The organism is Acinetobacter sp. ANC 4470 (genome assembly GCF_002135335.1).
GTDB lineage: Bacteria > Pseudomonadota > Gammaproteobacteria > Pseudomonadales > Moraxellaceae > Acinetobacter.
The window spans coordinates 579073-603096 of record NZ_NEGC01000001.1 but is presented as its reverse complement, the minus strand read 5'-3'; the positions used below and the strand labels follow the sequence as shown (position 1 = coordinate 603096).

The window sequence follows — 24024 nt, the reverse complement described above, 5'->3', positions numbered from 1 at the left end:
TTTCAAGTATGTCAGAACATGAGTTTCATGTTATCCACGTTGGCAATATCTATATTGTCGGCGCAGTACAGTCATGCGGCGAATATGCCTGAAGTTGGAAGCACTATTCAGAATATTGCTTATGCAACGTATATCGCACCAAATGGTATACAGCAGCAGGCAGTTTCAAATGCTGTAGACGTTAGTGTCTCTGCATTATACGCCATTACTCTAACATCACCGCCAGTACTTGATGTTGAAGCAAGTGTACGCGTGATCTGGGCGAATACTTTATCGAACAATAGTAATGCACCAGTGAATGTTCAGCTAGAAGCAGTCACCATAAATGAACTCAGTAATATAAAAATATATATAGATAGCAACAAAAATGGTCAATTTGATGCCAATGATCAGCAATTAACAACGACTGTATCTTTACAAGTGGGTCAGAGCGTTGACTTATGGGTTGTAGCAACGACTGGGTCTAATTTAACTGAAGGTAAACAGTTCAACTTACCTATAAAAGCAACCGTTACTGAAGATAATAATACGACAGCTACAGCGACCGATAGCGCTGTGAGTTATGGCGCAAAATTGGTGGCTACGAAAGAGGTATTACAAAAGACGTTTGAACCATCTGCTGTAGCAAATTATGACTTGAACTATACTTTAAGCATTAGTAATCAAGGTCAAAAAACAGCGAAGCCTGTGGATGTTATGGTTGATGGTCAACTACAGAAAATGGTGTTACTGGTCGATGAGCTGCCTGCAAATACAATGTTTAAAGCGGCTCAGGCAAAAAATGTTCAAGCTAAAATTTTGTATAAGCTTGCAAATGACCGTTACAGTACCGTTATTCCTAATGATGTAAGTAAAATCAATCAATTGGTGGTTGGATTCCCGCAAATTGATGCCAATACCACCGAGCAGATTGATCTTGTGGTCAGTATGAACCGTAATATTACAAAAACAACGGTGAATAATACCTATCAAGTGTCCTATGCGGTGACGGATAGCCAAAAAACGGTTTTGTCCAACACGGCTTCCACTGTCGTGGGCGGTTCAGCAAATATTAGTAATAACTCTGGCGACTTTAAAAATATTTTAGCGACTGGTAGTGTGAATAAGCCGCTGTATATTGCTGCTCAAAATGCCAGCTGCAATGCGGACCGCTATAGCTCAGATCGGGTCAAAATCCGAATTAAGTCCAGCAAAACAGGTGACATTGAAGAAGTGATTGGTGTGGAAACAGGGGTGAATACAGGCGTATTCCAGTATACCTTACCGAGCACATTTTCAGACAAAGGTATTTCATTTGACGCTGTGCTGCAAACGCTTAAGCGTGATCAAGTTAATATTAGCTTAACCGATTGTCTAGATGCTCAAGGGCAATCTACAGGTACGATTACAGATATTAGTACCAACGTATTGATGGATCCGTATGGCACTGTATTTGATGCCAAAACAGGATTGCCAGTTGCTGGGGCCACAGTGACGCTTTTAGATCAAAGTGGTCAGCCAATCGGGGCGAATATTGCATTTGAAGTGAACCCCCAAACGGGCGATTTAATATCGTTGCCGGCAAAGCAAGTGACCAATAGTGCCGGCGAGTTCATTTATCCGTTGGTAAAATCGGGTACTTATAGTGTCGTTGTGGATACCAGTACTATTCCGGGAAATGCTCGCTATACGTTTGTGAGTGATCAATCTGTTTACCCAAGCTTCCCAGCAGATAAAGCGGTTGATTTTAAATGGTCATATGCAGGACAGTTCACCTTAAATAATGGTGATCCTGCACTGAATATTGATATTCCAATTGACCCAGAAGCACCAAACAACAGCTCATCGTTGTTTGTGAAAAAGGCTGCGTCGAATAAGACTGCAGAAATTGGCGAATTTGAAGAATATACAGTTACCGTGGCTAACCGTGGCACGGCAGACTCAAGCAACGTTGCCATTACAGATACCTTACCGAGAGGTTTTATCTACGTGCAAGGTTCTATGCGCGTAGATGGAACGAAAGTGGATGACCCCCTTGGTGGTAAGGGGCCTTATTTAAAACTTGGATTGGGCACACTCACACCAAATAAAGAAGTTAAAGTTCAATACCGCGTTTACATTGGACCCAATGCGCTCAATGGCGATGGTATCAACCGTGTTCGTGCGAAAGATGCTCAAGGTATTGAGTCCAATGAAGCCTCTGCAAAAGTTGAAGTCATACCAGGTGCCATGATTTCGGATGGCTTCATTGTCGGCAAGGTGTTCACTGACTGCAATCGCAATGGTATACAGGATCCGGGTGAGATTGGCGTGCCGGGAGTACGGATTTATCTTGAAGATGGCAGTTATGTTATTACCGACAGTGAAGGTAAATATGATTTTTATGGCATCAGTGCCAAAACCCATGTTTTAAAAGTTGACCGTACCAGTTTGCCGCTTGCTTCTGAATTGGTTCTGATCAGCAACCGTCAAGCTGGGGATCCTAATAGCCGTTTTGTGGATTTAAAACGCGGCGAGCTGCATCGGGCAGATTTTGCCATTACCGATGATACTTTGCAGTGCTCACAACCTTTGATGCAGCGGATACTTGATCGGAAAAAACAGATTGAACAAGACAATACCAATTTGGAACAAGTGCTACGTTCAGATTTAACCCTCGATCCGATTTTTTCTAAAGTTACTGATGTACGTGGCCAGCCAGCCAGCGGCTGTATTTCTGCACAAGGTGTTCAAGCAAATTGTAATCTTGATTTTTCCAAAGAGCAGATTAAAGCGTTAAAACAAGTCCAGTTTGAACCAGATAAAGCAGGAATAAACCCTTCAGTTACTGTACCGATATCTGAAACTTTAGCCATACCGAATGGCTCGCCGTCAGAATTAATGAATGCTGTGAAGATGATTAATTTGGAAACTGCTTTAGAAAGCGCTGCCAATAATCAATTAGAAATTTTGAACTTAACAGATGGGCAGGTTTTGGCTTATCCTCAGACTTCTGTTCAGGTGAAAGGCGCTGCTGGAACACAACTACAGTTGTGGGTAAATGGCGTGCAAGTGCTAGAGAAACGTATCGGTAAACGAGCCGTTTTACCGAGTTTGCAGGTTTCAGGTCTTGATTTTATTGGGGTAGATCTTCAGGCAGGTCGCAATGCGATTGAAGTACGTCAAGTGGATATGATGGGGAATACCCGCGACACAAAACGTATTGAAGTGATTGCGCCTGACCAATTGGATAAGTTGCAGCTTGAACCGAGCAAGGCAGCAGCACAAGCCAATGGTTATGATCGCTTCAATGTGGCTTTGAAAATTGCGGATCGTCATGGCACTTTAGTTTCAAGCCGTACGCCAATTACTTTAGATAGCTCAATTGGTAAAATTGACTTATTAGACTTAGATCAGAAACAGCCCGGTATTCAGGTCTTTGTTGAAGGCGGTACATTGGTTGTGCCTATTCAAGCACCGATTGAAGCGGGTGAGGGGATGTTATCGGTTGAGAGCGGTATTTTCCATGCCAGCACTCCTGTACGTTTCTTGCCTGATTTGCGACCAATCATTGCAGTGGGTATGCTTGAAGGCTCAATTAATTTTAAAAAGTTTGATCCGAAAAAATTGAGCGGCATCAATTCAGATGATGGTTTTGAAGAAGAGCTCAGTGAAATTTCTTCTTCTCATCATGGTCAACGCAGTACTACTGGGCGGGCAGCATTATTCTTAAAAGGCAGAGTTAAAGGAGAGTATTTACTCACACTGGCCTATGATTCTGACAAAGATAAAAATCAGCGCCTGTTCCGTGATATTCGTCCAGATGAATATTATCCAGTTTACGGTGATTCAGCCGCGAAAGGTTTTGATGCGCAATCGACCAGTAAGTTGTATGTGCGTGTTGACAAAGGTCGTTCATATGCCATGTATGGTGATTATGTGACCCGTACGGAAAATGATGAAGGATTATCTTTAGGGCAATATAACCGTTCTTTAACCGGTGTCCGTGGTGCAGTAGAGACAGATCAATACAAAGTAACTGCATTTGCAGCAAATACCAATACCCAGCAGGTTGTAAATGAACAACGCGCGATGGGTATTTCTGGCCCTTATGGTTTGGGCAGCGTGAATGCGCAAGACATTCGTGATAATAGTGAAAAAGTCGAAGTAATTACCCGTGATCGTAACAATCCCGGACTCATCATTACGCGCACGACATTAACCCGTTTTACCGATTATGAAGTGGATTCATTTAGCAACAGTATTTATTTAAAAGATCCTGTGCCAAGTGTTGATGCAGATCTGAATCCAGTTTACTTACGCATTACCGTGGAATCTGACCAAGGCGGTGAAGAATACACCGTTGGCGGCGTATCGGGTTCGATGAAAATAACTGAGCAGGTTAAAGTGGGAGCGGCTTATGTCAAAAGCGATAACCCGCTTGCTCAAGATCAACTTGCCAGTGTGAATACGGTGGTTAAATTTGCCAATGATAAAGGTAAATTAATTGCTGAATTTGCCCGTTCAGAAAATGTGAATGATGGTCTTGATACTTTAACGCAGATTAATGCTGAACCGGATGCGTCTGGAAAATTATCAGGCAATGCGGGGCGGATTGAATTAAATTATGCTTATAAAGACTTGGAGATGAAGCTTTATCATAACCAAGCGGATAGCGGATTCTACAACACTGCTGCATCCATTACTGCTGGGCGTAAAGAAAGTGGCATTAAAGGGCGCATACAATTAGATAAAATTGGTTTAGCCAAATTAGAAGCGATCCGTACCGAAGATCAGTTGAGCGGCATTAATCAGGGTGTTTCGGCAAGCATTGAACGGGCGATCAATCGGATCGTGGCGGTCGAGCTTGGCTTAAAATATTATGATGAATCGGCTGATCCAGCGACGTTGAATACCACGCAAATTGCCCCTTATCACGGCACGTCGGTTCGGACAAAATTGACGGGTCAGTTGCCTTGGCAAGGTTCTAATGTCTTCGCGGAATACGAGCAGGATATATCGGAAGCAGATCGTCGTGTTTTCGCTTTGGGTGCAAATTATCAGATTAATGCAAAATTAAGAGCATATGGTCGTCATGAACTGGTCTCGAGTATTAATGGTTTGTATGATTTAAATAGCAGTCAGCGCCGTAATGTCACAGTTTTTGGTGTTGACAGTAAATACAACAACAATGGCACCGCATTTAGTGAGTATCGCGTGCGTGATGGTATTAGTGCGCGCGAAGCAGAAGCGGCCATTGGTTTGCGTAATCGTTGGGAACTTGAAAAGGGCTTTTATGCCAACACTAGTTTTGAGCAAACCAAAGCATTGTCAAATGCCAACAACCTGAGTTCAGACAGTACAGCCGCATCCTTAGGGGTGGAATATTTAAAAAATCCGAACTGGAAAGCTGTTGCGCGTATTGAAGCGCGTTGGGCAGACCAAGCGGATACGATTTTGAATAATTTAGGGCTGGCTTATAAATATTCGGATGATGTGACGTTATTGGCAAAAAATGTCATTAGCCAAACAGACAGTAAGAGCCAAAATAGCGGAGACCGTTTGGTTGATCGCTTCCAGCTTGGTTTGGCATACAGAGATACTGAACGCAACCGTTTTGATGCGTTGGCGAAAGTGGAATATCGTTATGATAATAATCAAACAGATTTAAGCAATGCTTACTTAAAGCATGTTTATATTTTCTCCAATCATCTGAATTACCATCCAACGCAGGATTTCACTGTTTCTGGTCAATATGCAGTAAAAAATGTCAATACCACCTTCTCTGGATTAGAGTCCAGCGGTATGACCCATATGTTGAGTGCGCGTGCCATGTATGACATTAATGAACGATGGGATGCCGGTGTGCATACAGGCGCATTGTGGTCCAATATGAGTTCGGGGCAGCGCATTTTGTTGGGTGCTGAAGTGGGCTATTTAGTGGCTGCAAATTTATGGGTTTCAGGTGGCTATAATTTCTCTGGTTATAAAGATGATGACCTTGTAGATAGCGATACCACGCTTCAGGGCGCATATGTGCGTTTTAGATTTAAGTTTGATGAAAACTTATTTGCCAGTAAGAATACTTTAAGAGAGCCATAAAATTGGCGTAGCTTAAGATTTAAAAATAGGGAGTGTAAGCTCCTTATTTTTTTTGTAGTGCACACTTCTTACATTCCAACATCATCCCTAATTTTTCTTGCTGTCCTGCTGCTGTCATTACCCAAGGGCGGTTTTGCCACGGTGGATTATGCCGTACATGTTGTGCATGACCACAAGCAAGGTCGGCGATCCAATCTTGCTCATTATCCAAATGAAAACCAATAATGGCTTGTTGCATAGATTTCTCCTTAATCATCTTCGCAATTATAGATAAAGCTTTAGCAAGAATGTAAAAACACATTTCAGTAATCTCCGCTATACTTTTCCTAATCTAAAAATATCAGAGTAAAAGATATGCGTGTACTTGTGGTGATGGATCCGATCGAAAATGTAAATCTAAAAAAAGATTCATCTATGGCTATGCTGTGGGCAGCCAGCCGTCGTGGACATACGTTGGGATATGCATTACAGCAAGACTTGTATATCGAACAAGGCAAAGCATTTGGTTTGATTTCAGCGCTGAAAGTGTTTGAAGATGCTGATCATTATTATGAATTAGGTGAAAAACAAAAAGAATCGATCGCGGCCTATGATGTGGTACTCATGCGTAAAGACCCGCCATTCGACATGAACTTTGTCTATACCACCTATATTTTGGAACAAGCAGAGCGAGAAGGGGCGTGGATTATTAACAAACCACAAAGCCTGCGTGACTGTAACGAAAAACTCTTTGCCACTCAATTTCCAGAACTACAAGTCCCGACTTTGGTGACCTCACAAAATAGTTTGATTCGTGAATTTATTAAAGAACAGGTGGATGTGATTGTCAAACCACTTGATGGGATGGGCGGAACAGGTATTTTCCGCTTATATCAAGATGGCATTAATATTGGGTCTACTATTGAAATGTTGACCAATAATGGGACTCAGCCCATTATGGCACAGCGCTATATTCCTGAAATTGTCGAAGGTGATAAACGTATTTTGATGATTAATGGCGAAGCTGTACCTTACTGCCTTGCGCGTATTCCACAAAATGGTGAAGTTCGTGGTAACTTGGCCGCAGGTGGGTTAGGGCAAGCACGTCCGTTAAGTGAAAATGACAAAGCCATTGCGGCAAAAGTCGGGCCTTATCTTAGAGAGAAAGGGCTGGTTTTTGTTGGGCTAGATGTGATTGGTAATTATGTGACAGAAATCAATGTCACCAGTCCAACTTGTATTCGTGAAATTGATGACCAGTTTGGAACCTCTATTGCAGATGACTTATTTGCTGTTTTAGAAGCAGGTTTGAAAGCTTAAATTATATGTTGCTAAAAAAAGAGTCCAATACGGGCTTTTTTTAGCAAAAACTATGCGAGAAAATTCAATTTATCGTCTAGTTAAAATCAAGTCTACAAAATTGGATATAAATGAGGAATATTGTATATTTTCCAGCAATTCATAATAAAACTAGTTTAAACTTTTAAATCCGTAGAAAAAAACAATCAAGCACTTCGTGAAAAAAAGTAAATACGCTTCCCCGACTTAGTGTTTGTGATTACAATTGAATGCTTAAAAATGAATTTTCTATTGCCTTTATTTTGAATTGAAGAATTAGACTGTGACTGAAGCAATGAAAAAAAAGCCCCAACATGTCATGATGATGGCTGCAGGTACAGGTGGACATGTTTTCCCTGCATTAGCTGTTGCTACAGCATTACAGCAACAAGGCGTACAAGTGTCTTGGCTGGCAACGCCAACGGGCATGGAAAACCGATTATTAAAAAATCAAAATATTCCAATTTATCAAATTGATATTCAGGGTGTACGTGGCAACGGTGTTGTGCGTAAATTATTGGCACCATTTAAAATTTTAAAAGCAACGCTCAGTGCGATGCGCTATATGAAACAGCTTAATATTGGCGCTGTCGTTGGTTTTGGTGGCTATGTTGCAGGGCCGGGTGGTTTGGCAGCACGTGCTTTAGGGATTCCAGTCATCATTCATGAACAAAATGCGATTGCAGGTTTTACCAATACGCAATTATCGCGTATTGCGAAAACGGTGTGTCAGGCTTTTCCAAATACCTTTCCTGAAAGTGCAAAAATTGTGACCACAGGGAATCCTGTACGCAAAGAAATTACTGAAATTTTGAATCCGTCTTGGCGTTATCAAGAGCGTGCCAGAGCAGAGATGCCTTTACAAATTTTAATTGTCGGTGGCTCTTTAGGTGCACAAGCATTAAATCAAATTGTTCCAGAAGCATTGAAACAATTGGATATGCCGATACATGTGTTTCATCAGTGTGGTCAAGACCATCAAGATGCGACGCAAGCACGTTATAATGATGTGCCAGCAACGTTACAGGTCGAAGTGCAACCCTTTATTGAAGATATGGCAAAAGCTTATGCCAATGCAGATCTGATTATTTGCCGAGCGGGTGCTTTAACCGTGACTGAAATTGCCACGGCGGGTGTGGCTGCAATTTTTGTTCCACTACCAAGTGCTGTTGATGACCACCAAACAGCAAATGCCAAATTTTTAGCCAATATCAATGCTGCGAAAATTTGCCCACAAAGCAACATGACAGCAGAAAGTTTAAAAGAATTACTAACACCACTGATGAATCGCCAATTGCTGTCTGAAATGGCAGTCAAAGCACGTCAAAAAGCACAACCTGATGCAACCCAGCATGTGGTTCGTTTAATTCAAGAATTGTAAATTAGAGTTATATATGTCTCCATCTACTCCTGCTGATCAAGCGAAAAAGTTAATTAAAGTGCCTGAAATGCGCCGTATCAAACACATTCATTTTGTGGGAATCGGTGGTGCAGGGATGTGTGGCATCGCGGAAGTATTAAAAAACCAAGGCTATAAAGTGTCTGGTTCAGATATTAAAGCCTCTAAAACCACGGCACAGCTCGAAGAAAATGGTATTAAGGTTTTCATTGGTCATAGTGCCGAAAATATTAAAGATGCCAATGTGATTGTGGTGTCGACTGCAATTGATCAAGAAAATCCAGAAATTAAAGCCGCGATTGAAACCCGTACCCCAGTGGTTCGTCGTGCCGAAATGTTGGGTGAGTTGATGCGTTACCGTCATGGTATTGCTGTTGCAGGAACACATGGTAAAACCACCACAACAAGCCTTGTGACGTGTATGTTGGCAGAAGAAAATCTGGATCCAACCTATGTGATTGGCGGTTTACTGAATCGCACGGGTGTGAATGCTGCGTTGGGTGCGAGTCGTTATATTGTGGCTGAAGCAGATGAGTCTGATGCGTCATTCTTACACTTACAGCCTATGGCAACCATTGTGACCAATATTGATGCTGACCATATGGATACCTATGGCGGTAGCTTCGATGTATTAAAAGATACTTTTGTCGAGTTCCTGCATAAACTGCCATTTTACGGTTTAGCTGTGGTATGTGGTGATGATGCCAATATTCGTGAAATTATGCCGCGTATCGGTCGTCCACTTTTGACCTATGGTTTTGATGAAGATAATGACATTCGTGCTGTCGATGTTGATCAAGATGGTATGCGTACGCATGTAACGGTATTACGTAAAGACCGTGAACCGCTTCGTGTTACGGTCAATCAACCGGGTTTACATAATGTATTAAATGCCTTGGCTGCGATTGGTATTGCGACCGATGAAGGCGTTTCTGATGGCGCAATCTGCCGTGCATTAGAGGGCTTTAGTGGTGTGGGTCGTCGTTTCCAAGTGCAAGGTGAATTTGAACTGGATGGTGGCAATGTTACATTGGTGGATGACTATGGTCACCATCCTAAAGAAGTGGAAGCTACCATTAAAGCGGCACGTCAAAGTCACCCTGACCGTCGTTTAGTCATGTTGTTCCAGCCACACCGTTTTAGCCGTACCCGTGACTGCTTTGATGATTTTGTCGATGTATTGTCACACGTTGATCAATTATTATTGCTTGAAGTGTATCCTGCAGGTGAAAAGCCAATTGTCGGTGCGGATAGCCGCAGCTTGGCACGAAGCATTCGTTTACGTGGTGAAGTTGAACCGATTTTGATTGATCCTGTAGAAGGCAATTTAGCAAATGTGATGCATAAAGTGTTACAAGCGAATGACTTGTTATTAACACAAGGCGCAGGTAATGTGGGTGCTATCTCGAGTGAGCTAGCACAAAATAAATTGTATTTAAAATAATCGCTTTGTGTGATTTTGAATTTGATCGTTCAATTATAAAGTTTAAGGATATAAACGTGGCAAATGCTTCAAAATTCGGCAAAGTTGCCGTGTTGCTGGGTGGGAAATCAGCTGAGCGCGAGGTTTCTCTAAATAGTGGTCAAGCTGTACTTGAAGCATTGGTACGTTCAGGGGTAAATGCCGCAGCGTTTGACCCACAAGAGCGCAGTGTGACTGAGTTGGTGAGTTATGACCGTGCCTTTATTGTGTTGCACGGTCGTGGCGGTGAAGATGGTCAAATTCAAGGTGCACTAGAGTGGCTAAATATCCCTTATACCGGTACTGGTGTACAGGGTTCAGCCATTGGTATGGACAAAGTCAAAACCAAGCAAGTGTGGCAAGGTTCAGAACTTCCAACCGCACCGTATCGTATTGTGACCAAAGATTCGGATCTCAACGCGGTGGTGGAGAGTATTGGTTTGCCGTTCATTATTAAACCAGTACATGAAGGTTCAAGTATTGGTATGAGTAAAGTTGAGCGTATTGAAGACTTTGCGGCAGCTATTGCTAAAGCGACCGAACATGATGCTGTCGTTATGGCGGAAAAATGGATTACAGGGCGTGAATTTACCATTGTGATTCTGAATGGTCAGGCACTTCCAGTGATTCGTCTTGAACCGCCAAAAGATGTGGCATTTTATGACTATGACGCTAAATATAAACGTAATGATGTGCAGTACGGTATTCCTTGTGGTTTAACCGAAGATGAAGAAAAACAACTGCAAACTTTATGTTTACGTGCATTCCAAGCCGTTGGTGCAAGTGGTTGGGGTCGTATTGATGCGATGCAAGATGAACATGGTAACTTCTGGTTGTTAGAAGTGAATACTGTGCCAGGCATGACCAGTCACTCTTTGGTACCGAAAGCTGCGCAAGCGGTGGGTTATAGCTTTGATGAGCTGTGTGTTGCTATTTTAGAACAAACATTGACGGATGTGGCTTACTAAACTATGGCTCAACTTCCTGCTTCAATGCGCCGTAAACGAGCAGCAATCACATCAATACATGACAAGCCACCGACGCGTAAGGAAAAGCTTGCGAATGTGGGTGGTTGGTTGTTATTGCTTGTTGCACTCGCAGTATTGGCGGTAGGGGTGTATGGTTTATATAAGGTCATGACCGATGCGCAGGTGGCTGAGCTTAACGTGGTTGGAACACGATCAGATGCTGAAAACCGTCAGGTCATGACACATGTTGCGCCAGCAGTAACAGCGAATTATTTTACGTCTGATTTAGAAAAAGTTCGAGATCAAGCATTAGCGTTGTCTTGGGTTGATCGCGTGGTGGTATCACGTGCATGGCCAAACTCAATTCGAGTACGCGTTATGCCGCGGCATGCCATTGCTCGTTGGGGAACGGGACGATTATTAAGTGATAGTGGTGATGTTTTTGCAGAGGTCATACCGCAAAATAATGAGAAATTGCCCTTGCTGCACGGACCTACCACACAGTCAAAAATGATGATGCGTCGCTACAATGAAATTAATCAATTATTTTTGCCAATCAATGTTCGTTTAAAAGAATTATATTTAACAGAGCGTATGACTTGGTTTATGCAGTTTGATTCTGGTTTGCGCATCATTGTGGATCAAGATCAGACCATGAGTAAACTTCAACGCTTGAGTCATCTGGCACAAAGTGATTTAAAACCTGTTTGGTCTAAAATTTCATCAGTTGATTTACGTTACAGAAATGGATTGGCGCTACAATGGAAGAGTTCAGCAGCACCAAATATTGTAAATGGTCACTTTGTTGTAACGATTGATGACACAAGCATTGCAGATGCAAGAACGGTAAAGCCATAATTGAACGGCTTTATATAAAATAGAGGCTTTAAGCCAAAAATTAACTAAACACGTCATGGTAGTAGTAGATAATGAATGAAGCTGTTCCCTCGGTTGTTGCGATTGACATTGGGACACACAAAGTTTCAGTTTTGATTGGTAAGGTACATGCGCCAGACAATATCCAAGTAATTGGTATGGCGACCGCTCGTAACCGAGGCATGAATAAAGGAAAAATTGTAAGTCTCGACAAAGTCATTACTGCAATCAAAAATGCCGTACAAGAAGCAGAAGATATGGCTGAATGCCGAGTGCATTCCGCTTGGATTTCAATACCAAGTGCAGAATTAAAAAGCTTTTATGCATCAGGTCGTACACCTATTGAAAATAGTGATCACACCATTACCACCAGTGAAGTGGTACGCGCACTAGAGCTGGCCAAAGCCAGTCATTTAACTTCTGATCATTATTTAGTCAGTGCAGTACCTTTGGGTTTTGAATTAGATGATTCAACAGAATGGGTGCAAAATCCGATTCGGATGTCTGCGCACAGTATGAAGGGGCATTATCAGTTAATGATGTTGCCGATTAGTACCATGCAGAATTTGGATCGTGCGCTTAAAGGTGCCAATATTGGCGTTGAAAAAATGGTGGTGTCTTGTTTAGCCACAGCTGAAGCGAGTTTGCTCAAAGATGAAAAAGAGTATGGTGTATGTTTGGTCGATATTGGGGCGGGTACCACCAATATCGCTGTATATTTAGATGGTCGTCTTGCTTTAACCCATACTTTGCAACGCGGCGGCGAGCATGTTACCCGTGATATTGCGGCTGTACTGCAAACCACCACAGAAGAAGCTGAGCGAATTAAGCTATTGTATGGTTGTGTTGAACTGAAAGTGGTGAAACCAGACCATATGATTCAATTCCAAGGGATTGATGGGCCGCAAACGATTAGTCGTATTGAATTAACTGAAATTATTATTGCGCGTTATGAAGAAATTTTGAATCAAGTGCATCAAGAGTTACAACGTAATGGTGCAATTCATGGTTTATATCATGGCGTAGTACTGACAGGTGATGCCAGTCAAATTGAAGGAATGGTGAATTTGGTACGTCATATATTGGGTGTTTCTGCTCATTTGGGCAATCCACCAGTACAGGTCTATGCTGAAGAACAAAATCAGGCTGCTTTGCGTCGTTCACAATATGCAACAGCTGCTGGATTATTAATGTTTAGTCAAAGTGACACGCAGGATGCTATTGTGGAATCTACCGATCCTGAAAAATTGTCTGTTTTCAGACGAGTAGGACGAGCATGGTCAGCATTAAATAATCAGTTAAAATCGATATTTTAAGTTTAGTTTTTTGGGAATATTGTTAGGAAGTTGTACGTCTAACGGCTTGCACTTGACAAGCGTGCAGTTGAGCAGCATTCTAAAAAAACAATTTTATTAAGATCAAGGCAGTATACGGGCTTAAGTGACTGCCAATTACGCATTAGGAAATCCAAAGGTCATGGCCTCATTTGAATTTTTAGAAGATGATCAAAACGATAGCAACGGTCAAGCCCGTTTCACTGTATTTGGTGTAGGTGGTGCTGGTGGTAATGCTGTACAACATATGCTTGAGTCAGACATTCAAGGTGTAAAATTTGTTTGTGCTAATACGGATAAACAAGCTTTAGATCGTATGAATGCACAATTCAAAATTCAGTTAGGCGAACAAAGCACACGTGGTTTGGGTGCTGGTGCGAATCCTCAAGTAGGTCAAACTGCTGCTGAAGAGAGCCGTGAAATCATTCGCCAACACCTTGAAGGGACCGATATGGTCTTTGTCACTGCCGGTATGGGTGGTGGTACAGGTACGGGTGCTGCCCCTGTTGTTGCTGAAATTGCCAAAGAAATGGGGATTTTGACCGTAGGTGTAGTGACGACTCCGTTTAACTTTGAAGGCAAACGTCGTCAGCAATCTGCTGAAAAAGGTATTGAAGCTTTAGAAGCCCATGTGGATTCTTTAATCATTATTCCAAATCAGCGCTTGCTTAAAGTCTTCCGTGATATTTCCATGAAAGATGCGTACAAAAAAGCAGATGACGTATTGTTAAATGCGGTACGAAGTATCTTTGATCTTGTGGTTCGTCCAGGACATATCAACCTTGACTTTGCCGATTTAAAAACTGCAATGAGCACTCGTGGTTATGCCATGATGGGTGTGGGTTCTGGTCGTGGCGAAACGCGTGCACGCCAAGCCGCTGAACAAGCCATTCGTAGCCCACTACTTGATAATGTAACGATTATGAATGCCAAAGGTATTTTGATTAACGTTACGGGTGGTGATGATGTGACTTTTGGTGAAATTGAAGAAATTACCGATGTCGTCAATCAGATTGTGGATTTAGATGAAGGTCAAGTGTTCTACGGAACAGTATTTGATCCAGATGCGCGTGATGAAATTAGTGTTACAGTGATTGCCACGGGTTTAACGCGTAATTCAGCGGATTCTATAGATGCAGTAAAACGTCCAACAACGCAGTCTGCAACGCGTCCAGTAAGTTCAGTGACCCAAGCTGCTGTAGAAGATGACGACGTGCCAGCAATTCAACGTCAACAGAATGAGGTGAGTGCTACTGTTGCTCCAGCAATGGGGACAGCGCGTCCAACGCCAATGAGTATTCAAGATTACTTGAAAAATCAACAACGTAAATAAATTTTATTTTTAAAATTTTAACTGGTGTACTAAAAAAAGGTAGTAGCAATACTACCTTTTTGTTTTTTATCAATGGCTAAATATGCTAACGTATAGCGGTTTGATGAGCAGATGATAGAAAATATGTTGAAACAACGAACCCTACAACGTGTCGTGAAAGCGAGCGGTATTGGTCTTCATAGTGGGCAAAAAGTCTTAATTAACTTTGTGCCGCACCATGTCGATGGGGGAATTGTGTTTCGACGTATTGATTTAGATCCACCTGTCGATATTCAAGCCAATGCGATGCTGATCCAAGAAGCTTTTATGTGTTCTAATTTGGTTCAAGAAGATGCCAAGGTGGGCACTATTGAGCATGTGATGAGTGCGATTGCCGGATTAGGGATCGATAATCTCATTGTCGAGGTTTCTGCTTCTGAAGTCCCAATTATGGATGGTAGTGCCGGTCCATTTATTTACTTGCTCATGCAGGGTGGTCTGGCTGAGCAAAATGCACCGAAAAAATTTATCAAAATTTTAAAAACAGTGGAAGCACTGATAGATGATAAACGCGCTGTTTTTCATCCACATGACGGTTTTCAATTAAACTTTACCATTGATTTTGACCATCCTGCATTTAAAAAAGAATATCAGTCAGCGACCATTGATTTTTCAACTGAAACCTTCGTGTATGAAGTCAGTGACGCACGGACTTTTGGTTTTATGAAAGATTTAGATTACCTCAAAGCCAATAATTTAGCCTTAGGTGCAAGTTTAGACAATGCGATTGGTGTGGATGAAACAGGTGTGGTAAATGAAGAGGGACTTCGTTTCTCTGATGAGTTTGTACGACACAAAATTTTAGATGCTGTTGGGGATTTATACTTACTTGGACATCAAATTATTGCAAAATTTGATGGTTATAAGTCAGGACATGCATTAAATAATCAGTTATTACGCAATGTCAAAAGTGATCCAACCAACTACGAAATTGTAACATTTAATGACGAAACGCAATGTCCAATTCCTTATGTAAGTGTGACATAAGTCATTGTCTTTTAATGTGTGCGTTATAATATAACAACTATAACTGTTAAATAGATCACATAATTTTTGACTGATTTCAGCGACATCAAAGTGCCAGTTACTTTTTATTGCTTGCCAAACGTAGCATTGCTTGGCTAAGCTTGGTGTCGCTCACAAAGTCAGCAGCACCACGAATTAAATCTTGAGTATCTGGGCTAAGGGATCTGGTCAGAGTTTCAGGTTTTAAGGGTGTTAGTGTTTGAATTCTTAAACGAACTTGCAGCTTTTGCAAATCTTTGAATTCGTCCAATTGTGATAATTGAGCAATATATTGCGTTTGAAGATATGCCAGTTGACTAATCATTGCTTGATTTTCACCGGTAATGGTCAAAACGCCATTTTGATAACAAACAACTTGCCATTGCTCTGGTTGGGGCAAGATAGGTTGAATGATTTTTGTAAGTTTCTGCCATGCAGTAACTTGTGTAGAGAGAAACGTAAAGTTTCCTGTTTTTAAGTGTTTTCTTGTTTGTTGAAAAAGCTTCACTGGTTCAGACATACATTGTTCCTCCATATTTATGTCTTAATCTTATGCGCTTCGTTCAGTAGATATCAAGGAAGAGATCACACAAGGACATTAACTTAGAACAGTTAAAAGAGGTTTTTTATGCATACGCGCCGTATTTTATTAGCGTTTTCATTGGCAGCATCTGCCGCATCTGTAGCTTTTGCTGATTTAGTCGAACTCAATTCTAACGACAGATCAACAGACCGTATCGAACAACTGACTCGTACTTTAGCTCAGGGTTCTTATGCAGAATCAAATGATATTGATCTTCCTGCTGAAACTAAAATGAGCGTTCAGTTACGTGAAAAAACGGTTGAATTGAACAATGAATCGCTTGCAAAGAAATATGGCTCAAGCACCTCAAAAAGCTATTCTAACAATCCTTACTCTTGGTTGGTAGCCCATCCATTGCCAGATATGAAACGTGTCAGTTCAAACTATGGTGGTCGTACCATGGGTGGCCGTGCTGAAAATCATTCAGGCTTAGATCTGTCAGCGCCAAGTGGTACTGCCATTTATGCAACGGGCCCAGGTGTGGTTACTAAATCTGGTTGGGGTACAGGTTATGGTCAATATGTGGAAATTAACCATGGTAATGGCTATTTAACGCGTTATGCACATGCCTCTCGTCTGATTTCCCGTGTTGGTGATAAAGTACAAGCAGGCGAGCATATTGCCAATGTGGGTTGTACTGGTCGTTGTACTGGTCCTCATTTACACTATGAAGTAGTAAAAGATGGTCAACGTAAAAATCCGTCAACTTATTTAGCGATGTTGCCGTAAGTTTTTCAATGACGAGTTACAAGTCTACTCTCAATAGTCTTAAAGAATGTGGCCTAAAGCACGATAGCTTTTAACTCTAGACGATATCATTCAAAAGAATACTTATTGTATAAAAAACCGCCTTTATTAGCGGTTTTTTGTTTTATTGGGTAAAGAATGGTCAGTAGATATTTATTTTCTAAATAATAGTGTTATTCCGTATTCGGCTGTAGCAATAACTGAGACTAGCCAAAGTATGATACATATAGAGAATATAAATAGGCTCAAGGAATAGGTGCAATATGGCGTTTTATGGTGATACTGACGCGCAAGAAACCCAAGAATGGCAAGATGCTTTCGACTCAGTTTTACAACATATGGGAACGGAGCGAGCAGCATTTTTACTCGAAAAACTCTATCAGCGTGCAATTGCTACACATGTTCCTATTCAGCGCCTAAATACGCCTTACCGTAATACTATTTCAGTTGAAGAAACGCCAGCAATGCCAGGCGATCAAGATATGGAACGCCGTATTCGTGCATTGATTCGTTGGAATGCCTTGGCGATGGTGCTTCGTGCCAACAAAACAGGTGATGATTTAGGTGGCCACTTAGCGAGTTTTGCCTCTTCAGCAACCTTGTATGATGTTGGTTTTAACCATTTCTTCCGTGCTAACAGCAACAGCTTTGGCGGCGATATGATCTATTACCAAGGTCACTGTGCGCCGGGTATTTATGCACGTTCATTCCTTGAAGGTCGTTTGACTGAAGAACATTTAAATAATTTTCGTCGTGAAGTTGACGGTATTGGTATTCCAAGTTACCCGCATCCATATTTGATGCCTGATTATTGGCAGTTCCCTACAGTATCAATGGGTCTTGGTCCAATCATGTCGATTTATCAAGCACACATTCAAAAATACTTGATGAACCGTGGTTTGATTAAGGAAGAAGACCGTAAAGTTTGGGCTTATCTTGGCGATGGTGAAATGGATGAGCCAGAAAGCTTGGGTGCAATTTCACTGGCAGGCCGTGAAAAATTAGATAACTTAATCTGGGTGGTGAACTGTAACTTGCAGCGTCTAGATGGTCCTGTACGTGGTAACGGTAAAATCATTCAAGAACTTGAATCACTGTTCCGTGGTGCTGGTTGGCGTGTCATTAAAGTGGTTTGGGGTCGTCATTGGGATCCGCTACTGGATAAAGACGAAACTGGCGCGTTACAAGCGATCATGGAAGAAGCCGTTGATGGCGATTTCCAACGTTATCAAGTGAAAGGTGGCGCATATACACGTGAGAAGTTCTTTGGTAAGTATCCTGAAGCTGCGGAACTGATCAAAGATTTAAGCGATGAAGATATTGATAATCTAAACCGTGGTGGCCATGACCCATACAAAGTCTTTGCTGCTTATGCGGCAGCGAGCACAGCCAATGGTCAACCGACTGTTATTTTAGCGAAAACAGTCAAAGGTTATGGTTTATCTGAAGAAATTGAAGCGGTCAACAAAACACATCAAATTAAAAAGATGCAGCTTGAATCTTTAAAATATGTACGTGATCGTTTTAATTTACCATTTAACGATGAGCAATTAGAAGAAGTACCTTTCTATCGTCCAAGCGAAAACTCGCCTGAATTGAAATATATGAAAGCGCGTCGCGAAGCGTTGGGTGGTTACTTACCTGCACGTCGTAAAGAAAGTGAACAACTGGCCATTCCTGAATTATCTGTATTTGATGCAGTATTGAAAGGTAGTGCTGGGAAAGAACAGTCAACCACGATGGTGATGGTTCGTTTAATTTCTGCATTATTGAAAGAAAAAGCCATTAAAGACCGTGTTGTACCTATTGTTCCAGATGAAGCGCGTACATTTGGTTTAGAAGGAATGTTCCGTCAATTGGGTATCTATGCCGCTCATGGTCAAAAATATACCCCTGAAGACCAAGAACAGTTGATGCATTACCGTGAAGCAAAAGATGGTCACATGCTTCAGGAAGGGATTAACGAAGCCGGTGCAATGAGTGCATGGGCAGCGTTGGCAACCAGTTATTCAACCAATAACTTACCAATGATTCCAATGTACATGTACTACTCAATGTTTGGTTTCCAGCGTATTGGTGACATTGCATGGGCAGCAGGCGATGCTCAAGCACAAGGTTTCTTGTTGGGTGCAACGGCTGGTCGTACTACATTGAATGGCGAAGGCTTACAGCATCAAGACGGTCATTCACATATTCTTGCAAACACGATTCCAAACTGCGTGTCGTATGACCCATGTTTCGGTTACGAGCTTGCTGTGATTGTGCATGACGGTTTACAACGTATGTATGTCAACCAAGAGCGTGTGTTCTACTACTTAACCGTAATGAATGAAAATTACGAGCATCCTGAAATGCCACAAGGTGTTGAGGAAGGCATTAAGCGTGGTATGTATTTACTTCAAGAAGATGAAAAAGCCACTGTGCAATTAATGGGTTCAGGTGTAATTCTTCGTGAAGTCATTAAAGCAGCTCAAATTCTACGTGATGAGTATCAAATTCATTCCAATGTGTTTAGCGTAACAAGCTTCAATGAATTAGCTCGTGACGGTATGATATGTGAAGAATACAACCGTTTACACCCAGTGGCTGAAACAGCGAAAGAAGCGTGGGTATCTGAACAGCTTCGCGGTACTAAAGGTATTGTGGTTTCAGCAACAGATCATATGCGTGCGTATAGCGAACAGATTCGTGCATATCTTCCAGACAACCGTCCATTCGTAGCATTAGGTACAGATGGTTATGGTCGTTCAGATACACGTGCGAAATTGCGTAGTTACTTCGGTGTAGATGCTGCTCATATTGTTGTTGCAACGTTGAAAAAACTGGCAGATGAAGGCGAAGTTGATGCGCGTTTAGTGAAAGATGCGATTTCTAGCTTTGAATTGGACACAGACCGTCCAGTGGCTTGGTTGCCACAAACGCATCCTGAACTTCACGCTGTTGCCGATTACAAAGAGGAGAACTAAGCATGCAAATTACGACTCCTGATATTGGCGTAGACAAAGCAACGGTTGCTGAAATCTTAGTAAAAGTTGGCGATACCATTGCAGTTGATGAAAGTATTGTTTTATTAGAATCTGACAAAGCCTCTGTTGAAGTGCCAAGCACTTCGGCAGGGGTGGTGAAAAGTATTACTGTGACGGTTGGTGATGTGGTCACTGAAGGCGCAGTTTTAATTGAATTAGAAGCTGAGGGTGCTACGGCATCTGAAGCCATTGTAACAACGCAGCCTGAAGCTGTGGTTGCTGCTGTTCAATCAAATACAGCGCCAGTGCTTGAAGAAAAAGCCTCAACCCCTACTACGAACACAGCAATGATTGTTGAAGTACAAGTACCTGATATTGGCGTAGAAAAAGCTTTGGTCGCTGAGATTTTGGTACAAGTTGGCGATGAAATTGATGTTGAGCAAAGCATTGTTGTAGTTGAATCAGATAAAGCGACAGTTGAAGTACCAAGCTCAGTTTCAGGAACGGTTGTCAGCATTGAAATTCATGAAGGCGACACCATAAAAGAAGGCGTGGTGCTGCTTAAAGTAAAAGTTGCGGGTACAGTTCAGGAAAAAGCACCAGTTGAAGCTGCAAAAGCAGCATCTGTAGAAACGGTTGCAACAAAAGTTGAGCCTGTAGCAGCAGTTGTTCCAGTCGCTAGCGGTAAAATTGAAATTACTGTACCTGATTTAGGTGTAGATAAGGCACTGGTTGCTGAAATTTTAGTGCAAGTGGGCGATACTGTTGAAGCTGATCAAAGTATTATTGTAGTTGAATCAGATAAAGCGACGGTAGAAGTACCAAGCTCGACCGCGGGTGTGATCAAAGCGATTCATGTTGCATTGGGTCAAAGTGTTAGCCAAGGCGTGGCTTTGGTGACGATTGAGGCTGAAGGTCAAGCTCCTGCACCTGTTGCGAAGGTCGAAACACCAAAAGCTACAGCTCCTATTCAAGCCGCAGCTAAAGTACAACAATCTGCACCTGTAGTTGCTACTATAAATGGCGTGGATAAGTTAACGAAAGAGCAAAGTGCTGCTAATTCTAAAGTTTATGCAGGCCCTGCCGTGCGTAAACTGGCGCGTGAATTGGGTGTTGTTCTGGCAGATGTTACAGCATCTGGTCCACATGCGCGTTTGATGAAGCAAGACTTGGTTGCTTATGTGAAAACACGTTTGACCACGCCTCAAGTTGCTCCTGTAGCTCAAGCTACTGCTCAAGTTTCGGGCTTGCCAAAATTACCTGATTTTAGTGCTTTTGGTGGGGCAGAAGAAAAAGCCATGACACGTTTGCAACAGGTTTCTGTTCCGCAATTGTCATTGAATAATTTTATTCCACAAGTTACACAGTTTGATTCGGCGGATATTACTGAACTTGAAGCATGGCGCGGTGAATTAAAAGATAACTTCAAGAAAGATGGTATTAGCTTGACGATTTTGGCTTTCATTGCCAAAGCGTTGGCGCATCTTTTAAAAGAAGAGCCTTATTTTACAGGTCATTTGGCTGATGATCAAAAATCAGTATTGCTACGTAATGAAATCCATATGGGGATTGCAGTGGCAACGCCTGATGGTTTGACCGTTCCTGTACTGCGTAATCCAGATCAAAAATCAATTAAGCAAATTGCGATTGAATTGGGTGAATTAAGCAAGAAAGCACGTGAGAAAAAGCTTTCTCCGAAAGACTTGCAGGGTGCAAACTTTACCATTACTAGTCTCGGTTCAATTGGTGGTACAGCATTTACACCATTGGTAAACTGGCCTCAAGTGGCAATTTTGGGTATTTCACCTGCGACCATACAACCGGTTTGGAATGGCGAAGGTTTTGACCCACGCTTAATGTTGCCGTTGTCATTGTCTTATGACCACCGTGTGATTAATGGTGCAGATGCTGCGCGTTTCACCCATAAATTGACCAAGCTTTTGGCTGATATTCGTACTTTGTTGCTCTAATTTTTTAGTATATAAATATTCACGGAAACTCTGCTTAGGCAGGGTTTTTTTATTGGGGAAAATTGGTGGGTTGTTGGTATTTCATGGACGAAAGGAAAATCTCGTTTGAAAAAACCTGCTGTGTCACTTACACTAGCACTACTTCATTGGGGAGTAGCCGCTTTTTACGCAATGTAAAAAGGTGATGGTCAACATAATTGTTCAACAGAACATGGTCATCATAGCAAAACACCAATTCAGCTTTTCAAAAGCTTTATTTTGTTGGCAAGACCTTTGATTTATTACTCTGCAGATTTTGGCTAGCAGGAGTGATAAGTCATCGGCAAATTTTGCTAGCCAGAGAAAGTTATTATGTATGAGTTCCTCATCTCGACCGCGATTGTTGCCCTTGCTGAAATGGGTGATAAAACCCAACTATTGGCATTATTACTCGCAGCACGATTCCGCAAACCGATTCCAATTTTACTGGCGATTTTACTCGCAACCTTATTAAATCATGGCATTTCAGCGCTTCTCGGTCAGTGGATTACTACTGTTGTTAGCCCAGATATATTACTTTGGCTTGTATCGCTTGGTTTTATTGCCATGGCACTGTGGATGCTGGTTCCAGACCAATTGGATGATGAAACTGACAGCATTAATCAATGGCAAAAATATGGCGTGTTTGGTGCGACCTTTGTACTGTTTTTTCTTGCAGAGATAGGCGATAAAACTCAAGTGGCAACCATAGCGCTCGCTGCACGTTTTGACAGTGTATTTTGGGTCATGTTGGGGACGACTGTTGGAATGATGATTGCCAATGCACCCGCAGTCTTTATTGGCGATAAGTTGGCAGATAAGTTGCCAATTTCACTGATTCATAAAATTGGTGCGACCATATTCTTGCTGATTGGTGTTTCAACTTTAGCACAACATTATTTCTTCTAAATCTGAGTCAGCCTAAGAAATCCTTGCATTTTTGTCGGGATTTTTTAGGCTTAAATGTGACACAATTTATTGATAAATTTAAAAATATTTAAACAGATGCTGGTTGTAAATTTATATAATTACATATATTTTGTAGGGGATTAAAAAAGGCAATTTTAAAACAATATTTGGGGGAGTAGCTTATGGCGTTTGATCGCACGACATCACAAGTGTTATTTGATAATGGCACGCATAAATGCATTAGCTTTACCAGTCTAGTCAAAGGTGAAGGTGTACAAGCGAACCAATTTCTAATTTTGGATAATGAACGTGCAGCGGTACTTGATCCAGGGGGGGATTTAACCTATGTCCCTCTGACCATGGAACTGAATAAATATACCCGTTTGACCAATCTTGACTATGTCATGGCATCTCATCAAGACCCCGATATTATTACTTCGATGCCACGTTGGTTAGTGTATACCGAAGCCAAAGTGGTGGCATCTAAACTTTGGGCACGTTTCTTACCACATTTGAACTCGGCATTTATGAGTGATCGCATGAAAGGTGGATGGCTGGAACGCTTAATTGAATTGCCAGATCATGGTGGGGTTATTCCTTTAGGGGAGTCACGAATCATAGTTATTCCTGCCCATTTTCTACACTCGGTCGGCAACTTCCAATTTTACGATCCGATTGCAAAAATCTTATTTTCAGGTGATATGGGTGCATCTATGGTGGATGATGCCAATAAGCCATTGGAAAGTTTTGCTTCGCACATTCCGAAAATGAAATCTTTTCATCAGCGCTATATGTGTTGCAATAAAATCATTCGTTTATGGGTGAAAATGGTACGTACGATGGATGTTGAGATGATCGTCCCGCAACATGGTATCCCCTTTATTGGCAAAGAGCAGGTCAATCAATTTCTGGATTGGATTGAAACTTTAGAGTGTGGTACAGATTTGATGGATGAGTCGGTTTTTACCTGTCCAACTTAATCAATGGCATAGGTTTTCCATCCTTGCACTGCATTTTAAAGCAGTGCTTTAAAACTTA

Annotated in this window: 16 protein-coding genes and 1 riboswitch; of the genes, 14 read left to right on the top strand and 2 right to left on the bottom strand. The window is 41.8% G+C overall.

All coding sequences use genetic code 11. The features are described from left to right. Nucleotides 1-27: 27 nt before the first annotated feature. Complete coding sequence (locus B9T25_RS02750) at nucleotides 28-6060, top strand: SdrD B-like domain-containing protein (protein WP_228146850.1); 6033 nt, start codon at nucleotides 28-30, stop codon at nucleotides 6058-6060. Between the two features lie 43 nt (nucleotides 6061-6103). Here the strand turns inward: B9T25_RS02750 and B9T25_RS02745 are convergent, their stop codons facing one another. Continuing rightward, nucleotides 6104-6298 carry a DUF3565 domain-containing protein gene (locus B9T25_RS02745; protein ID WP_086186930.1) on the bottom strand — a complete coding sequence of 65 codons (195 nt, stop codon included), beginning with the start codon at nucleotides 6296-6298 and terminating at the stop codon, nucleotides 6104-6106. A 116-nt stretch (nucleotides 6299-6414) separates the two neighbouring features. On the opposite strand from B9T25_RS02745, the gene gshB reads away from it, so the two are divergent. The 8 genes from gshB (at nucleotide 6415) to lpxC (ending at nucleotide 15775) form a co-directional block, all read left to right on the top strand. After that, on the top strand, nucleotides 6415-7359 hold the full coding sequence (gshB, locus tag B9T25_RS02740; RefSeq protein ID WP_086186929.1) for a glutathione synthase: 945 nt from the start codon (nucleotides 6415-6417) through the stop codon (nucleotides 7357-7359). A gap of 313 nt (nucleotides 7360-7672) precedes the next feature. Continuing rightward, nucleotides 7673-8758, top strand: a complete 1086-nt coding sequence (murG, locus tag B9T25_RS02735) for an undecaprenyldiphospho-muramoylpentapeptide beta-N-acetylglucosaminyltransferase (RefSeq protein ID WP_416202346.1) — start codon at nucleotides 7673-7675, stop codon at nucleotides 8756-8758. Nucleotides 8759-8771: 13 nt separating this feature from the next. Further along, a complete protein-coding gene (gene murC, locus B9T25_RS02730) occupies nucleotides 8772-10220 on the top strand; it encodes a UDP-N-acetylmuramate--L-alanine ligase (RefSeq protein ID WP_086186927.1) in 1449 nt (482 codons plus the stop codon). Nucleotides 10221-10276: 56 nt separating this feature from the next. Then, complete coding sequence (locus B9T25_RS02725) at nucleotides 10277-11206, top strand: D-alanine--D-alanine ligase (protein WP_086186926.1); 930 nt, start codon at nucleotides 10277-10279, stop codon at nucleotides 11204-11206. Between the two features lie 3 nt (nucleotides 11207-11209). Continuing rightward, the gene (locus B9T25_RS02720; protein ID WP_086186925.1) at nucleotides 11210-12064 is read left to right on the top strand and encodes a cell division protein FtsQ/DivIB; all 855 of its coding nucleotides are present in this window, start codon (nucleotides 11210-11212) and stop codon (nucleotides 12062-12064) included. A gap of 71 nt (nucleotides 12065-12135) precedes the next feature. Next, nucleotides 12136-13398: a cell division protein FtsA gene (gene ftsA / locus B9T25_RS02715; protein WP_086186924.1), complete on the top strand. Its 1263-nt coding sequence runs from the start codon at nucleotides 12136-12138 to the stop codon at nucleotides 13396-13398. 160 nt (nucleotides 13399-13558) lie between these two features. After that, complete coding sequence (gene ftsZ / locus B9T25_RS02710) at nucleotides 13559-14749, top strand: cell division protein FtsZ (RefSeq protein WP_086186923.1); 1191 nt, start codon at nucleotides 13559-13561, stop codon at nucleotides 14747-14749. A 123-nt stretch (nucleotides 14750-14872) separates the two neighbouring features. Next, the gene (lpxC, locus tag B9T25_RS02705; protein WP_086187040.1) at nucleotides 14873-15775 is read left to right on the top strand and encodes a UDP-3-O-acyl-N-acetylglucosamine deacetylase; all 903 of its coding nucleotides are present in this window, start codon (nucleotides 14873-14875) and stop codon (nucleotides 15773-15775) included. A gap of 97 nt (nucleotides 15776-15872) precedes the next feature. Here the strand turns inward: lpxC and B9T25_RS02700 are convergent, their stop codons facing one another. After that, nucleotides 15873-16313: a DciA family protein gene (locus tag B9T25_RS02700; RefSeq protein WP_086186922.1), complete on the bottom strand. Its 441-nt coding sequence runs from the start codon at nucleotides 16311-16313 to the stop codon at nucleotides 15873-15875. A 108-nt stretch (nucleotides 16314-16421) separates the two neighbouring features. Between B9T25_RS02700 and B9T25_RS02695 the strand changes: the two genes are divergently transcribed. The 5 genes from B9T25_RS02695 (at nucleotide 16422) to B9T25_RS02675 (ending at nucleotide 23966) form a co-directional block, all read left to right on the top strand. Continuing rightward, entirely contained in the window at nucleotides 16422-17105 is a 684-nt protein-coding gene (locus B9T25_RS02695) for a M23 family metallopeptidase (protein WP_086186921.1), read from the top strand. Between the two features lie 281 nt (nucleotides 17106-17386). Continuing rightward, nucleotides 17387-20089: a pyruvate dehydrogenase (acetyl-transferring), homodimeric type gene (gene aceE / locus B9T25_RS02690; RefSeq protein WP_086186920.1), complete on the top strand. Its 2703-nt coding sequence runs from the start codon at nucleotides 17387-17389 to the stop codon at nucleotides 20087-20089. Between the two features lie 2 nt (nucleotides 20090-20091). Then, nucleotides 20092-22059: a 2-oxo acid dehydrogenase subunit E2 gene (locus B9T25_RS02685; protein WP_086186919.1), complete on the top strand. Its 1968-nt coding sequence runs from the start codon at nucleotides 20092-20094 to the stop codon at nucleotides 22057-22059. 136 nt (nucleotides 22060-22195) lie between these two features. Further along, nucleotides 22196-22322: riboswitch (yybP-ykoY riboswitch) on the top strand. A gap of 88 nt (nucleotides 22323-22410) precedes the next feature. After that, nucleotides 22411-22986 carry a TMEM165/GDT1 family protein gene (locus B9T25_RS02680; RefSeq protein WP_086186918.1) on the top strand — a complete coding sequence of 192 codons (576 nt, stop codon included), beginning with the start codon at nucleotides 22411-22413 and terminating at the stop codon, nucleotides 22984-22986. A gap of 182 nt (nucleotides 22987-23168) precedes the next feature. After that, nucleotides 23169-23966, top strand: a complete 798-nt coding sequence (locus B9T25_RS02675; protein ID WP_086186917.1) for an MBL fold metallo-hydrolase — start codon at nucleotides 23169-23171, stop codon at nucleotides 23964-23966. The last annotated feature ends 58 nt before the right edge of the window (nucleotides 23967-24024 follow it).